The organism is Streptomyces sp. NPDC002623, from assembly GCF_053592635.1.
In genome coordinates this window covers 254,807-271,386 of record NZ_JBSFWB010000012.1, presented here as the reverse complement: position 1 = coordinate 271,386, position 16,580 = coordinate 254,807, and the positions used below count along the sequence as shown (strand labels likewise).

The 16,580-nt window shown below is 71.3% G+C and carries 14 protein-coding genes; 3 read left to right on the top strand and 11 right to left on the bottom strand.

Annotated features, from left to right (window positions below; translation table 11 throughout):
• Nucleotides 1-18 precede the first annotated feature (18 nt).
• Complete coding sequence (locus ACWD4O_RS23680; RefSeq protein WP_451282540.1) at nucleotides 19-1,404, bottom strand: MFS transporter; 1,386 nt, start codon at nucleotides 1,402-1,404, stop codon at nucleotides 19-21.
• Nucleotides 1,405-1,511: 107 nt separating this feature from the next.
• Entirely contained in the window at nucleotides 1,512-2,147 is a 636-nt protein-coding gene (locus tag ACWD4O_RS23675) for a TetR/AcrR family transcriptional regulator (protein WP_451282538.1), read from the bottom strand.
• An 84-nt stretch (nucleotides 2,148-2,231) separates the two neighbouring features.
• Here ACWD4O_RS23675 and ACWD4O_RS23670 point away from each other — a divergent pair, with 84 nt between their 5' ends.
• The gene (locus ACWD4O_RS23670; protein WP_451282536.1) at nucleotides 2,232-2,681 is read left to right on the top strand and encodes a PPOX class F420-dependent oxidoreductase; all 450 of its coding nucleotides are present in this window, start codon (nucleotides 2,232-2,234) and stop codon (nucleotides 2,679-2,681) included.
• 214 nt (nucleotides 2,682-2,895) lie between these two features.
• Here ACWD4O_RS23670 and ACWD4O_RS23665 read toward each other — a convergent pair whose 3' ends face one another.
• A complete protein-coding gene (locus ACWD4O_RS23665; RefSeq protein ID WP_451282534.1) occupies nucleotides 2,896-4,236 on the bottom strand; it encodes an MFS transporter in 1,341 nt (446 codons plus the stop codon).
• Nucleotides 4,237-4,594: 358 nt separating this feature from the next.
• The gene (locus ACWD4O_RS23660) at nucleotides 4,595-5,266 is read right to left on the bottom strand and encodes a TetR family transcriptional regulator (RefSeq protein WP_451282532.1); all 672 of its coding nucleotides are present in this window, start codon (nucleotides 5,264-5,266) and stop codon (nucleotides 4,595-4,597) included.
• Between the two features lie 201 nt (nucleotides 5,267-5,467).
• On the opposite strand from ACWD4O_RS23660, the gene ACWD4O_RS23655 reads away from it, so the two are divergent.
• Entirely contained in the window at nucleotides 5,468-6,352 is an 885-nt protein-coding gene (locus ACWD4O_RS23655) for a shikimate dehydrogenase (protein ID WP_451282530.1), read from the top strand.
• 111 nt (nucleotides 6,353-6,463) lie between these two features.
• Nucleotides 6,464-8,293: a bifunctional sugar phosphate isomerase/epimerase/4-hydroxyphenylpyruvate dioxygenase family protein gene (locus ACWD4O_RS23650; RefSeq protein WP_451282528.1), complete on the top strand. Its 1,830-nt coding sequence runs from the start codon at nucleotides 6,464-6,466 to the stop codon at nucleotides 8,291-8,293.
• Nucleotides 8,294-8,299: 6 nt separating this feature from the next.
• Here ACWD4O_RS23650 and ACWD4O_RS23645 read toward each other — a convergent pair whose 3' ends face one another.
• The 7 genes from ACWD4O_RS23645 to tal are packed head-to-tail and all read right to left on the bottom strand — an operon-like array spanning nucleotide 8,300 to nucleotide 16,568.
• Entirely contained in the window at nucleotides 8,300-9,739 is a 1,440-nt protein-coding gene (locus ACWD4O_RS23645) for a membrane-associated oxidoreductase (protein WP_451282526.1), read from the bottom strand.
• A gap of 42 nt (nucleotides 9,740-9,781) precedes the next feature.
• Entirely contained in the window at nucleotides 9,782-10,375 is a 594-nt protein-coding gene (locus ACWD4O_RS23640) for a histidine phosphatase family protein (RefSeq protein WP_451282525.1), read from the bottom strand.
• 7 nt (nucleotides 10,376-10,382) lie between these two features.
• Nucleotides 10,383-11,264 (bottom strand): phosphogluconate dehydrogenase (NAD(+)-dependent, decarboxylating), encoded by an 882-nt coding sequence (gene gnd / locus ACWD4O_RS23635; protein ID WP_450948089.1) that lies wholly within the window; start codon nucleotides 11,262-11,264, stop codon nucleotides 10,383-10,385.
• A 10-nt stretch (nucleotides 11,265-11,274) separates the two neighbouring features.
• On the bottom strand, nucleotides 11,275-12,921 hold the full coding sequence (gene pgi, locus ACWD4O_RS23630) for a glucose-6-phosphate isomerase (RefSeq protein ID WP_451282523.1): 1,647 nt from the start codon (nucleotides 12,919-12,921) through the stop codon (nucleotides 11,275-11,277).
• A complete protein-coding gene (gene opcA / locus ACWD4O_RS23625; protein WP_451282521.1) occupies nucleotides 12,914-13,849 on the bottom strand; it encodes a glucose-6-phosphate dehydrogenase assembly protein OpcA in 936 nt (311 codons plus the stop codon). The genes pgi and opcA overlap by 8 nt, the downstream gene beginning before the upstream one ends.
• The gene (gene zwf / locus ACWD4O_RS23620; protein WP_451282519.1) at nucleotides 13,846-15,390 is read right to left on the bottom strand and encodes a glucose-6-phosphate dehydrogenase; all 1,545 of its coding nucleotides are present in this window, start codon (nucleotides 15,388-15,390) and stop codon (nucleotides 13,846-13,848) included. The genes opcA and zwf overlap by 4 nt, the downstream gene beginning before the upstream one ends.
• Nucleotides 15,387-16,568: a transaldolase gene (gene tal, locus ACWD4O_RS23615; protein ID WP_451282517.1), complete on the bottom strand. Its 1,182-nt coding sequence runs from the start codon at nucleotides 16,566-16,568 to the stop codon at nucleotides 15,387-15,389. The genes zwf and tal overlap by 4 nt, the downstream gene beginning before the upstream one ends.
• Nucleotides 16,569-16,580 lie beyond the last annotated feature (12 nt).

Here is a 16,580-nt window from a genome sequence, read left to right as displayed (position 1 = left end):
TACCCCGCCCGGACGACCTCAGACCTCATGGTCGCGTAGGGAACGCCTGTACGGACCCCTTTCGGCACCGTGATCCGTGTGCGTTGCGTCGCTTCCACCAGCCGTGGAACCGACCGGAGGGGCAGCAGGGCCGGACGGTGCGGGACGCGATCGGCTCGGCAGCGCACGGCAGACCGGCAGCGCCGCCGCGGCGGCGAAAGCCAGTACGAACAGGGGCGTGCGCGCCGAGCCGAGCGCCGTCAGCACGGTCGCCGACGCCACGCCCAGCACCGGCCCGACGTTCATCGCCGTCTGCTGCAACCCGCCCGCCACCCCGGCCGACTCCACGGGAGCCTGCCGTACGACGACATGGGTCGCCGCGACCATCACCGCGCCGAACCCGGCGCCCACCAGCGCGAAGCCGATGCAGAAGGCGACCGTCCCCGAGGCCCGGGCGAGCACGAGGAGACCTGTGGCGAGGACGACCGTAGCCCCCGCGACCGTGGCGCGGGCGCCGGCCCGGCGCAGCAGCACGGCCGAGGCGGGCGCGGCGGCCACCAGCAGCACGGCCAGCGGCAGACTGAGCAGCGCGCTGCGCAGCGGGGACAGGCCCAGGCCGTCCTGGAGGACGTAGACACAGGCGAACAGTGCGCCGTTGAGAGCCGCCGACGCGAGGACGAGCACGCCGAGCGCCGCGGCCACGGCCCTGGAACCGGTTACCTCCGGTGGCAGCAGCGGGGCGGGGGCGCGGCGCTCATGGCGTACGAAGGCGGCGCCGGCGAGGAGCGCGACCGGGGCCGACCAGGTCATGTCCGGCAGCGTGACGAGGGCGTGCACCAGACAGGCCAGGGCCACGGCGAGCAGCAGGGCGCCGGGAACGTCGAGCGGGAGCGGAGGACGGGTGGGCGGAGGCGCCGTGTCGTGGTCGCGTGAGGTGAGGGCGAGCAGGCCGAAGAGCAGCGCGGGGGCGATGTTGAGGAGGAACACGGCCCGCCAGCCGAAGTGCGTGGCCAGCGCCCCGCCCACCACCGGACCGGCCGCCGCGGCCACCCCGATGGACGCGGTGCGCACGGCGATCGGCATCCGCAGCCGCTCGGGTGGGTACGCGGCCCGCAGCATCCCCAGCGTGGCCGGCTGCAGCAGCGCACCGAAGACCCCCTGCACGACCCGCAGCCCGATCACCCAGCCGACATCCGGCGCCAGCGCGATGCCGGCCGAGGCGGCGCCGAAGCCGAGCATGCCGAGGGCGAAGGCGCGCCGGTGTCCGTACCGGTCGCCGAGCCGCCCGGCGAACACCAACAGGCCGGCCACCGCGACCAGATAGCCGGTGCTGGTCCACTGGGCCTGGACGAGGGAGGCGTGCAGGTCGCGGCGCAGGGCGGGCTGGGCGACCGTGAGCACGGTGCCGTCCAGTGCCACGACCATGGCGCCGGCGACGCTGCTCGCCAGCGTCAGCCACGGGGGACGCGGAGGGCGCGGGGAACTCGGGGAACTGGGGGAACTCGATTCACTGGGGGAGCTCGGGGCACGCTTCACCGGCCGGCCTCCGGGCCGAGATGCGCGTCCAGGGCGGTTCGCAGGAGGGGAGCGAAGTCATCGGTGCCGGTGGCGAGTTGGAGACTTCCCCAGCGCCACAACTGGGCGATGCCGTGCAGGTTCGCCCACAGCGCGCCCGCGACCGTACGGGCCTCGGCGGCCTCTCGCGCCTCGGCGGTGTCGGCAGCGTCGCGGGCGTCGTCGGCCCGCCGGGCGCGGCCGATCAGTTCCACCAGCAGGCCGAACAACGGCAGGCTGGTGTCCCGCAGTCGCAAGTGGCCGCTCTCCAGCAGATCATGACGGAACATCAGCTCGTACATACCGGGGTTCTCCAGTGCGAACTCCAGGTAGGTGCGGCCCAGTTCGGTCAGTTGCGTGCGTGGATCCGCGGTCCCGTCGCCGACTGTCGTCGTCACGCGCCCGGCGAGCTCGGTGAAGCCGCGGTGTGCGATCGCCGACAACAGCTCCAGATGGGTGGGGAAGTGGCGACGCGGCGCCCCGTGCGAGACACCCGCCCTTCGGGCGATCTCCCGCAGGGTCAGCGCGCCCGCGCCCTCCCGGGTCACGAGGTCCACACCGACGTCGACCAGACGGGTGCGGAGGTCCTGGTCGGACGGCTGAGGTTTGTCCATGGACACTGTCTACCAAGATTTCGTAGACACTGTCTACTCGGCACGGAGGGGAATGCGTCTCCAAGGGCGCGGGTTGTGCGAGGCATGACTCAGGAGACGACGCAGAACGCACTGCTCGCGCTGCTCGGCGAGGGTCGCAGCGGGGTGCTGGTCACCCTGAAGCGCGACGGACGCCCTCAGCTGTCGAACGTCAGTCACCACTACTACCCGGACGAGGGCGTCATCCGGATCTCCGTCACGGACGATCGCGCCAAGACCCGCAACCTGCGCCGCGACCCCCGGGCGTCGTACCACGTCACCGCCCCCGACCATCGCGCCTACACGGTCGCGGAGGCCACCGCCGACCTCACGCCGGTCGCCGAGGACCCCTACGACGACACGGTCGAGGAACTGATCCGCCTCTACCGCGACGTCCTCGGCGAGCACCCCGACTGGGACGACTACCGGGCGGCCATGGTCCGCGACCGCCGCCTCGTGGTGCGCCTACGGGTGGAGCGGGCGTACGGCATCCCCAGGGGCGTCGACGCCGGGTAGCGCGGTTCCGGCTGATATGACGTACCCGAGCCCCCGGAGCCATGAAGGCTCCGGGGGCTCGGGAGTCCCGGCGTACCGGGCCAGGGGTGGGGACGGTGGCCCTGACCCAGGGGCGGGGACGGTGTCCCGGGGTGCGAGCGGTCGTCCGCGGTGCGAGCGGTCGTCCGGGGAGGCCGGGGCCGGAGCGGCGGGACGGCGCCCCCGGCCCGCGGGATCAGGCAGTAACCGTTTCCGGCTGGGACGGCTCCCGCACGGAGCGCTCGCCCAGCTGCTCCGTCGGGATCTTCGCCGTCTCCCGGGCCGACAGCGCCGCGATCACCGGCGGGACGCACAGCGCCGCCGTGAAGAGGGCCACCGAGGACCAGTCGTCGCCGTTCGGGCCCGCGATCTGCGCGGCGAAGGTGACCGCGAAGCCGGCCACGGCGAAGCCGATCTGAGTGCCGATCGCCATGCCGGACAGCCGGACCCGGGTGGAGAACATCTCGCCGTAGAAAGAGGGCCACACGCCGTTCGCTGCGCTGTAGACCACGCCGAAGGTGGCGATGCCCATGAGCAGGATCAGCGGGTAGGAGCCGGTGGAGATGGCCCACAGGTAGGCGACCATCATCACCGCGCTGCCGGTCGCGCCGATCAGGAACACCGGACGGCGGCCGATGCGGTCGGAGAGCGTGGCCCACGCGGGGATGGCCGCCAGCGCGACCAGGTTGGCCAGCGCGCCCACCCACAGCATGGAGGAGCGGTCCATGCCGACCGAGTCGCTCGTCGCGTACGCCAGCGCCCACACGGTGAAGATGGTGCTGACCGAGGCGACGAGCGCGCCGGCGATCACCCGCAGGACGTCCGCCCAGTGCTCGCGCAGCAGCACCGCCAGGGGCAGCTTGACGACCTCGCCGGTGGCCTGCTGGGCTTCGAAGGCCGGCGTCTCCTCCAGCTTGCGGCGGATGACGTAGCCGGCGACGGCGACCGCGATGCTCAGCCAGAACGGGACCCGCCAGCCCCAGGACAGCAGCTGGTCCTCGGGGAGGGCCGCGATCGGGATGAAGACGAGCGTGGCGAGGAGCTGGCCGCCCTGGGTGCCGCTGAGCGTGAAGCTGGTGAAGAAGCCGCGCCGGTTCGGCGGTGCGTGTTCCAGCGTCATGGAGTTGGCGCTGGCCTGCTCGCCGGCCGCGGAGATGCCCTGCAGGACACGGCACAGCACCAGCAGGACGGGCGCGAGCGAGCCGACCTGGTCGCGGGTGGGCAGGCAGCCGATGAGGAACGTCGAGACGCCCATCAGGATGAGGGTGAAGACCATGATCTTCTTACGGCCCGCACGGTCGCCGAAGTGCCCGAGGAAGAGTGCGCCGACGGGCCGGGCCGCGTAGGCGACGCCGAACGTGGCGAGCGACAGCAGGGTCGCGGTGGCCGGGTCGGACTCGTCGAAGAAGACCTTCGGGAAGATCAGTGCTGCCGCGCTGCCGTAGATGAAGAAGTCGTAGTACTCCAGGGCGCTGCCGATCCAGGCCGCCGTGGCGGCTTTCTTCGGCTGACCGGGGGGTGCGGCGGGGACGGGCACGGCGTGCTCCTTCGAGGGAACTCCAGCGTCCAACGTACGTGGAGTGAGGCAAGGGGAGTAGGGCCGGCTCCCTGGGGTGCGGGGCGGCTGCGCCGGGTGCGTGCCCGGCTAATTAACCCACTGGGTAGTTAGTAGCGGATGGCTACGGATGTTGCGCTGATGTTTCTCCGCTGTCAATAGGTCGCGCGGAAGGATCTTCCGCGGCTGCTCCGCCCCGCGCCGCCCGGTCCCGTGCCGCCCTGTGCCGTTCCGTGCCGCCCCGTCCCGCACTGCCCCGCGCCGCCGACGCCGCGCCGTTCCTGCCGTCCGTGCAGTCCCTGCCGTCCCCCGCCGTCGGGAGCGGCGCGGGCCCGGCGGATCAGTCCGTCGCGCGTTCCGCCGTCAGGTAGGCGATCACCATGTCGCCGAGCATGGTGCGATAGTGCTCGCGCTGCGCCGGGTCGACCAGGTCGCGGCCGAACAGCGCGCCGAACGTGTGCCGGTTGGCCACCCGGAAGAAGCAGAACGAGCTGATCATCGCGTGCAGGTCGACGGCGTCCACCTCGGCCGTGAACAGTCCGGACTCGTGCCCGGAGGCCAGGATGCGGCGGATCACGTCGAGCGCGGGGGAGCCGATCCGCCCGAGCTTCTCGGAGCCGGCGATGTGCTCGGCCTCGTGGATGTTCTCGATGCTCACCAGACGGATGAAGTCGGGATGCTGCTCATGGTGGTCGAAGGTGACCTCCGCCAGCCGGCGGATGGCCGCGACCGGGTCGAGATGCTCGACGTCGAGCTCCTGCTCGGCCTCGCGGATCACGCTGTAGGCCCGCTCCAGGACGGCCGTGAACAACTGCTCCTTGCCGCCGAAGTAGTAGTAGATCATCCGCTTCGTGGTGCTGGTGAGAGCGGCGATGTCGTCCACCCGGGCCCCGGCGTAGCCGGCCCGGGCGAACTCCTGGGTCGCCACGTCGAGGATCTCGGCCTGGGTCCGGGCGGCGTCGCGGATGCGCCCGTTGCCGTGGGGTCGTGCCGGTTCGTCGACGCTGGTCATCGGGTTCCTTCGGGCGGCGTAAGTGCAGTGCCGAGATTCTAGAAGCCCTCTCCCGCCCTGTGACGTGAGAGGGCTTCCCTTGGGACCCGCCCCGGTGTTATGACTAACTCACCAGTTCGTACATTAGTCGTCCGACTCGGTCCCTTCAGTCGCCGTCCGACTCAGTGGCCTCAGTCGATCCAGCCGATCAGGAGGTCCGCAGTGGCCGTCGTCTTCAAGGACTCGTATCTCGTCGGGCTGATCGGTTCCGGCATCGGTCCGTCGCTCAGCCCGGCGCTGCACGAGCAGGAGGCCGACCGGCAGGGGCTGCGCTACCTGTACCGCCTCGTCGACATCGACGTGCTCGGCGTCGCGCCCGAGACGGTCGGCGACCTCGTGCGCGCCGCGCGCGACCTCGGTTTCGACGGGCTCAACATCACGCACCCGTGCAAGCAGCTGGTCATCCCGCACCTCGACGCGCTCTCCCCGCAGGCCGAGGCGCTCGGCGCGGTCAACACCGTCGTCTTCGAGGACGGCCGGGCCATCGGCCACAACACCGACGTAACCGGTTTCGCCGCCTCTTTCGCGCGCGGTCTGCCGGACGTCCCGCTGGAGCGGGTCGTGCAGCTCGGCGCCGGAGGCGCGGGCGCGGCCGTCGCGCACGCAACGCTCACCCTCGGCGCCGGGCAGGTCACGGTCGTCGACGCGCTGCCGGACCGGGCCGCGGATCTCGCCGGCTCCCTGAACCGCCACTTCGGGCCCGGCCGGGCCACGGCCGCCACCCCGGACCGGCTGGCCGACCTGCTCGCCCCGGCCGACGGCATCGTGCACGCCACCCCCACCGGCATGGCCGCCCACCCCGGCCTGCCCTTCCCGGCGGAGCTGCTGCGGCCCGACCTGTGGGTCGCCGAGGTCGTCTACCGCCCCCTGGAGACACAACTGCTGCGCACCGCCCGCGCGCTGGGCTGCGCCACCCTCGACGGCGGCGGCATGGCCGTCTTCCAGGCCGCGGACGCGTTCCGGCTGTTCACCGGTCGGGAACCCGACAGCACGCAGATGCTCGCGCACTTCGCCGCGCTGGCCGGCGCGGTCGCCGCCCCGAAGTAGCAGCCGCCACGAACCAGCCGCAGCCGCCGCCCCGCAGACCGCCGCCCCGCCCCGCAAGCAGCGGCCGCCCCGCAAGCGATCGCCGCCCCGCAACGACCAGGAGACGTCAAGGTGCGTACGTCCATAGCAACCGTTTCCCTCAGCGGATCCCTCACCGAGAAGCTCACGGCCGCCGCCCGGGCCGGTTTCGACGGCGTCGAGATCTTCGAGAACGACCTGCTCGCGAGCCCCCTGCCCCCACAGGAGATCCGCGCCCGCTGCGCCGACCTCGGCCTGGGCATCGACCTGTACCAGCCGATGCGGGACATCGAGGCCGTGCCGGCCGCGGAGTTCGCCCGCAACCTGCGCCGCGCCCAGCACAAGTTCGAGCTGATGCACCGGCTCGGCGCGGACACCGTCCTGGTCTGCTCCAGCGTCTCCCCGCTCGCCGTGGACGACGACGCCCTCGCCGCCGAGCAGCTCAGCGAACTGGCCGACCTGGCCCAGGACTTCGGCGTCCGCGTCGCCTACGAAGCGCTCGCCTGGGGGCGGCACGTCAGCACCTACGACCACGCCTGGCACATCGTCGAGGCCGCCGATCACCCCGCGCTCGGCACCTGCCTCGACAGCTTCCACATCCTCTCCCGGGGCTCCGACCCCAAGCCGATCGAGGACATCCCCGGCGAGAAGATCTTCTTCCTGCAACTCGCCGACGCACCCCTCCTCGGCATGGACGTCCTGCAGTGGAGCCGCCACCACCGCTGCTTCCCCGGGCAGGGCGGCTTCGACGTCGCCGGACTGGTGAAACACGTACTGCGCACCGGTTACGACGGTCCGCTCTCCCTGGAGGTCTTCAACGACGTCTTCCGGCAGGCCGACGCCGGTCTGACCGCCGTGGACGCCCGCCGCTCGCTGCTGATCCTCCAGGAGGAGGCCGGCATCGAGGCCCTGCCCGCGCCCGCCGCGCCGACCGGGGTCGCCTTCGCCGAACTGGTCACCCACGACGCCGAACCCGTCGTCGCCCTCCTCGCCGGCCTGGGCTTCGCCCGCACCGCCCGGCACCGCGGCAAACCGGTCGAGCTCTGGGAGCAGGGCGAGGCCCGGATCCTGGTCAACACCGGCCCGGCCGCCCTCCCGCACGCTCGGCTTCGCCCGCGCGGCGGAACCCCCGCCGACGGCACCACGCTCGCCGCCATCGGCCTGGAGTCACCGGACCCGGCCGCGGCCGCCCGCCGCGCCGAGGCACTCCTCGCCCCCGTGCTGCCCCGCCGCCGCGCCGCCGAGGACGCCCCGCTCGACGCCGTCGCCGCCCCCGACGGCACGGAACTCTTCCTGTGCGCCACGAACCGGCCCGAACTCCCCAACTGGCGCGCCGACTTCGAGGACGTCCCGCACACCGCCGCGACCGCCTCGGCCACGCTCGGGGACTGCCGCGTCGACCACGTGGCGCTCACCCAGCCCTGGCACCACTTCGACGAGGCGGTCCTCTTCCACCGCGGTGTCCTCGGCCTCGACGCCCAGGAGTCCGTCGACGTCGCCGACCCCTACGGGCTGCTGCGCAGCCGCGCCGTCACCAACGCCGACGGCAGCGTCCGCTTCCCGCTCACCGTCGGCGCGGCCCCCGGCGACGACACCGCGCACGCCCGGCACATCGCGCTGGCCACCGACGACGTGATCGCCGCGGCCCGCCGGCTCACCGCGGCCGGCGGCCGCCTGCTGCCCATCCCCGCGAACTACTACGACGACCTCGCGGCCCGCTTCGAATTCGCCGACGGCGAGCTGGAGACCTACCGCGACCTCGGCATCCTCTACGACCGGGACGCGCACGGCGTCTTCCGGCACTGCTACACGCACACGGTCGGCCGCGTCTTCTTCGAACTCGTCCAGCGCGACGGCGGCTACCAGGGCTACGGCGCCGGCAACGCGCCGGTGCGGCTGGCCGCCCAGCACGCCGTGCGCTGACCCGGCCTACTGGCGGCTGACCGTCCGGGTGACACCGGCGGCCACCGTCGTGGCCAGGATCCACCCGGTGACGATGAGGACGTACGACAGCGTCTGATACCCGCCGGTCGGCGCGAAGGCGCTCTCCTGACCGAAGGAGATCACCGGCAGCAGCAGGTCGAGCGTGTAGAAGACCGGGTTGAACTCGGGGGCCTCGCCCGCCTTGAGCGGCGGCGGGTGATGTCCGGCGTACGCGACCGAGCCGACGGCCAGCAACGACAGCAGCCAGACCGCCGCCCGCAGCGGACGGAAGCCGTAGCCGACCGCCGCGTCCTGGAGATGGCCCCACAGCCGGCCGTACCAGGGCAGCGTGCCGCGATGACGGCGCTGCTTGGCCAACTGCACCACCCGGGCGGCCCGGTCGTCGCCGGTGCGACGGTAGGCGGCCGTCAGCTGTTCGTAGGCGTGCGGGTCGAAGCCCTCGTCGCGCTCCAGCATGGGCAGCCGCCGCTCGGGGGGCTCGTGCGGGGTGAGGAAGGTGTAGGTGAGGTCCAGCAGCCGCACCTGGTCGGGCAACATCTCCGGCTCCAGCTGGAGTTGGCCCACCTCGGCGCGCCGCAGGTTCAGCCGGCCCTCGATCGGGGGGCCCTCGCGCAGCCAGATCTCGCCGATGACGCAGCTGCTGGCGCGCAGGGCGGTGCCGCCCGGGTTGGACAGGGAGGAGCGCAGCAGATCGACCCGGCCGGGGATCCGGGCGCCGCGAAGGTCGATCCGGCCCTGCACGCGCATCCGCCGGCCCAGCAGGTTCGCGCCCACGTCGAGCGCCTCCGCCTCCAGGACGAAGCCGCCGGGATTGCTCAACTCGGCGTCCTCCAGGTCGATCGAGCCGGCGACGGTGGCGCCGTCGAGCCGGATCGGTCCGTGGGCGCGCAGACCGCGGGCGCAGAGGTCGTCGTCGATGGAGACCTGATTGAGCTGGAGGACGGGCTGTGCGGGGTCGGTCGTGGTGACCTCCGCCCCGTCGAGGTACAGCGCACCCGAGATCTGCGCTCTGCTGAGGTGGACCGGGCCGCCGACCCGGCAGCGGGTCAGCCGCAGTCCGCCGTCGATCCGGGTGTGCGAAGCGCCCAGACCGGGCAGCTCGGAGTCGCGCAGGCTGATGTAGTTGAGCTGGGCGCCGACCAGTCGCGGGGCCTCGTCGAAGCGGCAGTGGCTCAGACGGATCATGCTGTCGACGACCGCGTACCGCAGGTCGAGGACGCCGGTGATGCGCGCGCCCGCGATCCTGAGAGCGGCTATCTCCCCTGGTTCCCGGGGGCCGTTGAGGAGCAGCGCTCGCAACACGGCGGCCCGGACGCCGCGTTCGGGGCCGTTCTCCTCGCCGTGCGCCCGGAAGTCCACGGTCGCCCCCGTGGCGAAGGCCCGCCAGACTCGTTGTTCGGCCGGTGTCAGATCGTTGATCTCCATCAGCCGCGACTCTGGCGGGCCCCGTCGAGCGGTGTCAACCGCCTATGCGCGTACGTTCCATTCGGCGATCACGGGTCGCCCGTGTTCCGTCGACAGCCGGCTGACCGTGCCGGTGGCCAGCTGGAACAACCGGCCCTCGGCGGGCGGCAGTCCGAGCCGACGGGCCGTCAGGACCCGCAGGAAATGGCCGTGGGCGACGAGAACGACGTCACGGTCGTCGTGCGCGAGCGCCGCGTCCACCCGGGCGAGCACCCGGTCGGCGCGCTGCCCGATCACCAGGGGCGACTCCCCGGGGTGGCCGTCCGGGCCGGGCGGCACGCCGTCGGTCCACAGGTCCCAGGCGGGGCGGGTGCGGTGGATGTCGACGGTGGTGACGCCCTCGTAGCCGCCGTAGTCCCATTCGTGCAGGTCGGGTTCGGGCACGGCCCCGGTGAGGCCGGCGAGTTCGGCGGTGCGGATCGCGCGGTGCAGCGGGCTGGTCAGGGCCAGCGCGAAGGTCCGGCCGGAGAGGAGCGGGGCGAGGGACTTGGCCTGTTCCTCGCCCTGTTCGGTGAGGGGCAGGTCGGTCCAGCTGGTGTGCTGTCCCGACCTGCTCCACTGCGTCTCCCCGTGGCGGACCAGCAGAAGATCCCCCACGGCCGGGCTACTTCTCGGCCGACTCGACGGCGTGGCCGCCGAACTGGTTGCGCAGCGCCGCGATCATCTTCATCTGCGGCGAGTCGTCCTGACGGGACGCGAACCGTGCGAAGAGGGAGGCGGTGATGGCCGGCAGCGGGACGGCGTTGTCGATGGCGGCCTCGACCGTCCACCGGCCCTCGCCGGAGTCCTCGGCGTAGCCGCGCAGCTTGTCCAGGTGCACGTCCTCGTCGAGGGCGTTGACCGCCAGGTCGAGCAGCCAGGACCGGATGACCGTGCCCTCCTGCCAGGACCGGAAGACCTCGCGCACGTTCTCCACCGAGTCGACCTTCTCGAGCAGCTCCCAGCCCTCGGCGTAGGCCTGCATCATGGCGTACTCGATGCCGTTGTGAACCATCTTCGAGAAGTGCCCGGCGCCGACCTTGCCGGCGTGGACATAGCCGTACGGGCCCTCCGGCTTGAGCGCGTCGAAGATCGGCTGGAGCCGCTCGACGTGCTTCTTGTCGCCGCCGACCATCAGGGCGTAGCCGTTCTGCAGGCCCCACACGCCGCCGGAGACACCGGCGTCGACGAAGCCGATGCCCTTCGCGGCGAGCTCCTCGGCGTGCTTCTCGTCGTCCGTCCAGCGGGAGTTGCCGCCGTCGACGACCGTGTCGCCGGGGGAGAGGAGCCCGCCCAGCTCGTCGACGACCGACTGGGTCGCAGCGCCGGCCGGGACCATCACCCAGACCACGCGCGGGGCTTCGAGCCCGTCCACGAGCTCGGCCAGGCTCGCCACGTCGGAGACCTCGGGGTTGCGGTCGTAGCCGATGACGGTGTGGCCGGCGCGGCGGATGCGCTCGCGCATGTTGCCGCCCATCTTGCCGAGGCCGATCAGGCCGAGCTGCACCGGTGCCATGTCAGTTCACTTCCTTGAGCTCGCGGTACGCGGCCACGAGAGCGGTGGTGGAGGGATCCAGACCGGGCACGGACGCGCCTTCGGTCAGGGCGGGTTCGACGCGCTTGGCCAGGACCTTGCCGAGCTCGACGCCCCACTGGTCGAAGGAGTCGATGTTCCAGACGGCTCCCTGTACGAACACCTTGTGTTCGTAGAGGGCGATGAGCTGGCCGAGGACCGAGGGGGTCAGCTCACGGGCGAGGATCGTGGTGGTGGGGTGGTTGCCCTGGAAGGTGCGGTGCGCGATCTGCTCCTCGGGCACACCCTCCGCGCGGACCTCCTCGGCGGTCTTGCCGAAGGCGAGCGCCTGGCCCTGCGCGAACAGGTTGGCCATCAACAGGTCGTGCTGCGCCGCCAGTTCGCCGCTCAGCTCGTCGACCGGGCGGGCGAACCCGATGAGATCGGCCGGGATCAGCTTCGTGCCCTGGTGGATCAACTGGTAGTACGCGTGCTGCCCGTTGGTGCCGGGCGTGCCCCATACCACCGGCCCGGTCTGCCACTCCACCGGTCGGCCGTCGCGCTGCACCGACTTGCCGTTGGACTCCATGTCGAGCTGCTGGAGGTAGGCGGTGAACTTGGAGAGATAGTGGCTGTAGGGCAGCACGGCGTGCGACTGCGCGTCGAAGAAGTTGCCGTACCAGATGCCCAACAGGCCCAGGATCAGCGGGGCGTTGGCCTCCGCGGGCGCGGTGCGGAAGTGGTCGTCGACGATCCTGAACCCGTCGAGCAGCTCCCGGAACCGCTCGGGGCCGATGGCGATCATCAGCGACAGGCCGATCGCCGAGTCGAAGGAGTAGCGGCCGCCGACCCAGTCCCAGAACTCGAACATGTTGGCCGTGTCGATGCCGAAGCCGGCGACCTTCTCGGCGTTCGTGGACAGCGCGACGAAGTGCTTGGCGACCGCCTTCTCCTCGCCGCCCAGACCGTCGAGGAGCCAGGAGCGGGCCGAGGTCGCGTTGGTGATCGTCTCGATCGTGGTGAAGGTCTTCGAGGCGACGATGAACAGGGTCTCGGCGGGGTCCAGGTCATGGACGGCCTCGTGGAGGTCGGCGCCGTCCACGTTGGAGACGAACCGGAACGTCAGCGAGCGGTCCGTGAAGGCCCGCAGCGCCTCGTACGCCATCGCCGGACCCAGGTCGGAGCCGCCGATGCCGATGTTGACGACGTTGCGGATACGACGTCCCGTGTGGCCGGTCCACGCACCGCTGCGCACCCGCGCGGCGAAGTCGTCCATCCGGTCGAGCACGGCGTGTACCTGAGGTACGACGTTCTCGCCGGCGACCTCGACGACGGCGCCGGCGGGGGCGCGCAGCGCGGTGTGCAGAACCGCCCGGTCCTCGGTGAGGTTGATCCGCTCGCCGCGGAACATGGCGTCGCGCAGCCCGAACACGTCGGTGGCGGCGGCCAGTCGACGCAGGAGGGCGAGGGTGTCGTCGGTGATCAGGTGCTTGGAGAAGTCGATGCGCAGATCGCCGACGCGCACCACGTACCGCTCGGCGCGCTGCGGATCCGCCGCGAACAGCTCCCGCAGATGCGCCTGCCACCCGGCGCGGTGGTCCTCCAGAGCCGCCCATTCGGGCCGCTGGTCGAGGCGGAGGGAGTCAGACATGGGAAGGGGTCTCCTTGGGAGCCTCGCCCCGCAGGGCGACGGCGTACATCTCGTCCGCGTCGAGGCGCCTGAGCTCCTCGGCGATCAGTTCGGAGGTGGGGCGGACCTTCAGCGCGAGGGTGCGCGAGGGCTGGCCGGGCAGGGAGAGGGTGGCCAGGGGGCCTTCGGGGCGGTCGATGACGATCTCGCCGTTCGCCGTGCCGAGCCGGACGGCCGTGACGACCGGTCCCGCGGTGACGACCCGCTCGACCGTGACGCCCAGCCGGGCCTGGAGCCAGCGCGCGAGCAGCTCGGCGCTGGGGTTCTCGGCCTCGCTCTCGACGGCGGCCGAGGTGATCGGCACCCGGGCCTGGTCCATGGCCGCCGCGAGCATCGAGCGCCACGGGGTGAGCCGGGTCCAGGCGAGGTCGGTGTCGCCGGGAGCGTACGACCGCACGCGCGCGTCGAGGGCCGTCAGCGGCCGCTCGACCGCGTACATGTCGGTGATCCGGCGCTGCGCGAGGGCGCCCAGCGGGTCCTTGGCGGGGTTCTCCGGCGCGTCCACCGGCCACCACACGACGACCGGCGCGTCCGGCAGCAGCAGCGGCAGGACGACGGAGTCGGCGTGCTCGGACACCTCGCCGTAGGTCCGCAGGATGACCGTCTCGCCCGTGCCGGCGTCGGCGCCCACCCGTACCTCGGCGTCGAGGTGGGAGTTGGTGCGGTCGCGCGGCGAGCGGGCGTGCCGCTTGATGACGACCAGGGTGCGCGAGGGGTGCTCGTGCGAGGCCTCCTCGGACGCCTTGATCGAGTCGTAAGCGTTTTCTTCGTCCGTGACGATGACCATCGTCAGGACCATGCCCACGGCGGGTGTGCCGATGGCGCGGCGACCCTGCACCAACGCCTTGTTGATCTTGCTTGCCGTGGTGTCCGTCAGGTCGATCTTCATGGCCTGCGCCAGCTCCGTCCGTCTCGTGCGAGCATCTCGTCGGCTTCCTCGGGCCCCCAGCTGCCCGAGGCGTACTGCGCGGGCCTGCCGTGCCGTGCCCAGTACTCCTCGATCGGGTCGAGGATCTTCCAGGACTCTTCCACTTCCTGGTGGCGCGGGAACAGGTTGGCGTCGCCGAGCAGCACATCCAGGATGAGCCGCTCGTACGCCTCCGGGCTGGACTCGGTGAAAGACTCGCCGTACGCGAAGTCCATCGTGACGTCCCGGATCTCCATCGAGGTGCCCGGCACCTTGGAGCCGAACCGCACCGTGATGCCCTCGTCGGGCTGCACGCGGATGACGATGGCGTTCTGCCCGAGCTCCTCGGTGGCGGTGGAGTCGAAGGGGGAGTGCGGCGCCCGCTGGAAGACGACGGCGATCTCCGTCACCCGGCGGCCGAGCCGCTTGCCGGTCCGCAGATAGAACGGGACGCCCGCCCAGCGGCGGTTGTCGACGTTCAGCTTCACGGCGGCGTAGGTGTCCGTCGTGGAGGAGCGGTCGATGCCGTCCTCCTCCAGGTAACCGCTTACGCGCTCACCTCCCTGCCAGGCGCCCGCGTACTGCGCCCGCACGGTGTGCTTCCCGAGGTCCTCCGGCAGCTTGACGGCCTTGAGCACCTTGAGCTTCTCGGTGAGCAGCGAGGCCGCGTCGAAGGAGGCCGGCTCCTCCATCGCGGTGAGGGCCATCAGCTGCAGCAGGTGGTTCTGGATGACGTCACGGGCCGAGCCGATGCCGTCGTAGTAACCGGCGCGCCCGCCGATGCCGATGTCCTCGGCCATGGTGATCTGCACATGGTCGACGTACGACCGGTTCCAGATCGGCTCGAACATCGTGTTGGCGAAACGCAGCGCCAGGATGTTCTGGACGGTCTCCTTGCCCAGGTAGTGGTCGATGCGGAACACCTGGTCCGGTTCGAACACATCGTGCACGACGGCGTTCAGCTCACGCGCGCTCGCCAGGTCGTGGCCGAACGGCTTCTCGATGACCGCGCGCCGCCAGGACCCGTCCGCCGCCTTCGCCAGCCCGTGCTTCTTGAGCTGCTCGACGACCTTGGGGAAGAACTTCGGCGGCACGGAGAGATAGAAGGCGAAGTTGCCGCCCGTGCCCCGGGAAGCGTCCAGTTCCTCGACCGCGTTGCGCAGCTGCTTGAACGCCGTGTCGTCGTCGAAGTCGCCCGGGATGAACCGCATGCCCTCGGCGAGCTGCTGCCAGACCTCCTCGCGGAACGGCGTGCGCGAGTGGTCGCGCACCGCGTCATGGACGACCTGTGCGAAGTCCTGGTCCGCCCAGTCGCGGCGGGCGAAGCCGACGAGCGAGAAGCCCGGCGGGAGCAGACCGCGGTTGGCGAGGTCGTAGATCGCCGGCATCAGCTTCTTGCGGGACAGATCGCCGGTCACGCCGAAGATGACGAGACCGGAGGGACCGGCCACGTTGGGCAGACGCCTGTCGCGGGGGTCCCTCAGGGGGTTCTCCCAGTCGGCGCCGAGTCTGCTGGTGCTCATTCCGCGTCAACTCCCTTGATCGTCAGCGACTTCGTGACCGCATCCAGAAGGTCCTGCCATGCCACCGCGAACTTGGCGACACCCTCGTCCTCCAACCGGGTGACGACCTCGTCGTAGGAGATCCCGAGCGCCTCGACGGCGGCGAGGTCGGCGCGGGCCTGGGCGTAGCCGCCGGTGACCGTGTCGCCGGTGATGTCGCCGTGGTCGGCGGCGGCGTCCAGCGTGGCCTCGGGCATGGTGTTGACCGTGCCCGGTGCGACCAGATCGTCTACATACAGCGTGTCCTTGTATGCAGGATCCTTCACACCGGTGGATGCCCACAGTGGACGCTGCTTGTTCGCCTTCGCCCCGGACAGCGCGATCCAGCGGTCACCGGCGAAGACGTCCTCGTAGGCCTCGTAGGCCAACCGGGCGTTGGCGAGCGCCGCCTTCCCCTTCAGGGCGAGGGCCGCGTCCGTGCCGAGGACGGTCAGCCGCTTGTCGATCTCGGAGTCGACGCGGGAGACGAAGAAGGACGCCACGGAGTGGATCAGGGACAGGTCCAGGCCGTTGGCCTGCGCCTTCTCCAGGCCCGCCAGGTAGGCGTCCATGACCTCGCGGTAGCGCTCCAGAGAGAAGATCAGCGTGACGTTGACGCTGATGCCGAGGCCGATCACCTCGGTGATCGCCGGCAGTCCGGCCTTCGTCGCCGGGATCTTGATCATGACGTTGGGCCGGTCGACCAGCCAGGCCAGCTGCTTGGCCTCGGCGATGGTGGCGGCCGTGTCATGGGCCAGCCGGGGGTCGACCTCGATGGAGACGCGGCCGTCGCGACCACCCGTAGCCGTGCATACAGAATGCAGAATATCGGCTGCGGCACGCACATCGGCGGTCGTCATCATCCGGACGGCTTCGTCGACCGTGACGCCCCGCACCGCCAGGTCGGCGAGCTGCTCCTCGTAGCCCGCGCCGGAGCCGATGGCGGCCTGGAAGATGGACGGGTTCGTGGTGACGCCGACGACGTTCTTCGTCTCGACCAGTTCGGCGAGGTTGCCGGAGGCGATCCGCCCCCGGGACAGGTCGTCCAGCCAGATGGAGACGCCCTCGTCGGACAGACGCCTGAGCGCCTCCGGAGTCGTAGTTGCGGTAGCGGTTGCTACAGCGGTTTCTGTCCCGGTTGCTTCGTTCACAGTGATCATCTTCTTTCGGGC

Bases quoted from the DNA above. Each gene is read 5' to 3' on its own strand.
- ACWD4O_RS23660 (WP_451282532.1), bottom strand. From the start codon at position 5,266: ATGACCAGCGTCGACGAACCGGCACGACCCCACGGCAACGGGCGCATC.
- ACWD4O_RS23670 (WP_451282536.1), top strand. From the start codon at position 2,232: ATGACTCAGGAGACGACGCAGAACGCACTGCTCGCGCTGCTCGGCGAG.
- ACWD4O_RS23645 (WP_451282526.1), bottom strand. From the start codon at position 9,739: ATGGAGATCAACGATCTGACACCGGCCGAACAACGAGTCTGGCGGGCC.
- ACWD4O_RS23675 (WP_451282538.1), bottom strand. From the start codon at position 2,147: ATGGACAAACCTCAGCCGTCCGACCAGGACCTCCGCACCCGTCTGGTC.
- pgi (WP_451282523.1), bottom strand. From the start codon at position 12,921: ATGTCTGACTCCCTCCGCCTCGACCAGCGGCCCGAATGGGCGGCTCTG.
- zwf (WP_451282519.1), bottom strand. From the start codon at position 15,390: ATGAGCACCAGCAGACTCGGCGCCGACTGGGAGAACCCCCTGAGGGAC.
- tal (WP_451282517.1), bottom strand. From the start codon at position 16,568: ATGATCACTGTGAACGAAGCAACCGGGACAGAAACCGCTGTAGCAACC.
- ACWD4O_RS23680 (WP_451282540.1), bottom strand. From the start codon at position 1,404: ATGGTCGTGGCACTGGACGGCACCGTGCTCACGGTCGCCCAGCCCGCC.
- opcA (WP_451282521.1), bottom strand. From the start codon at position 13,849: ATGAAGATCGACCTGACGGACACCACGGCAAGCAAGATCAACAAGGCG.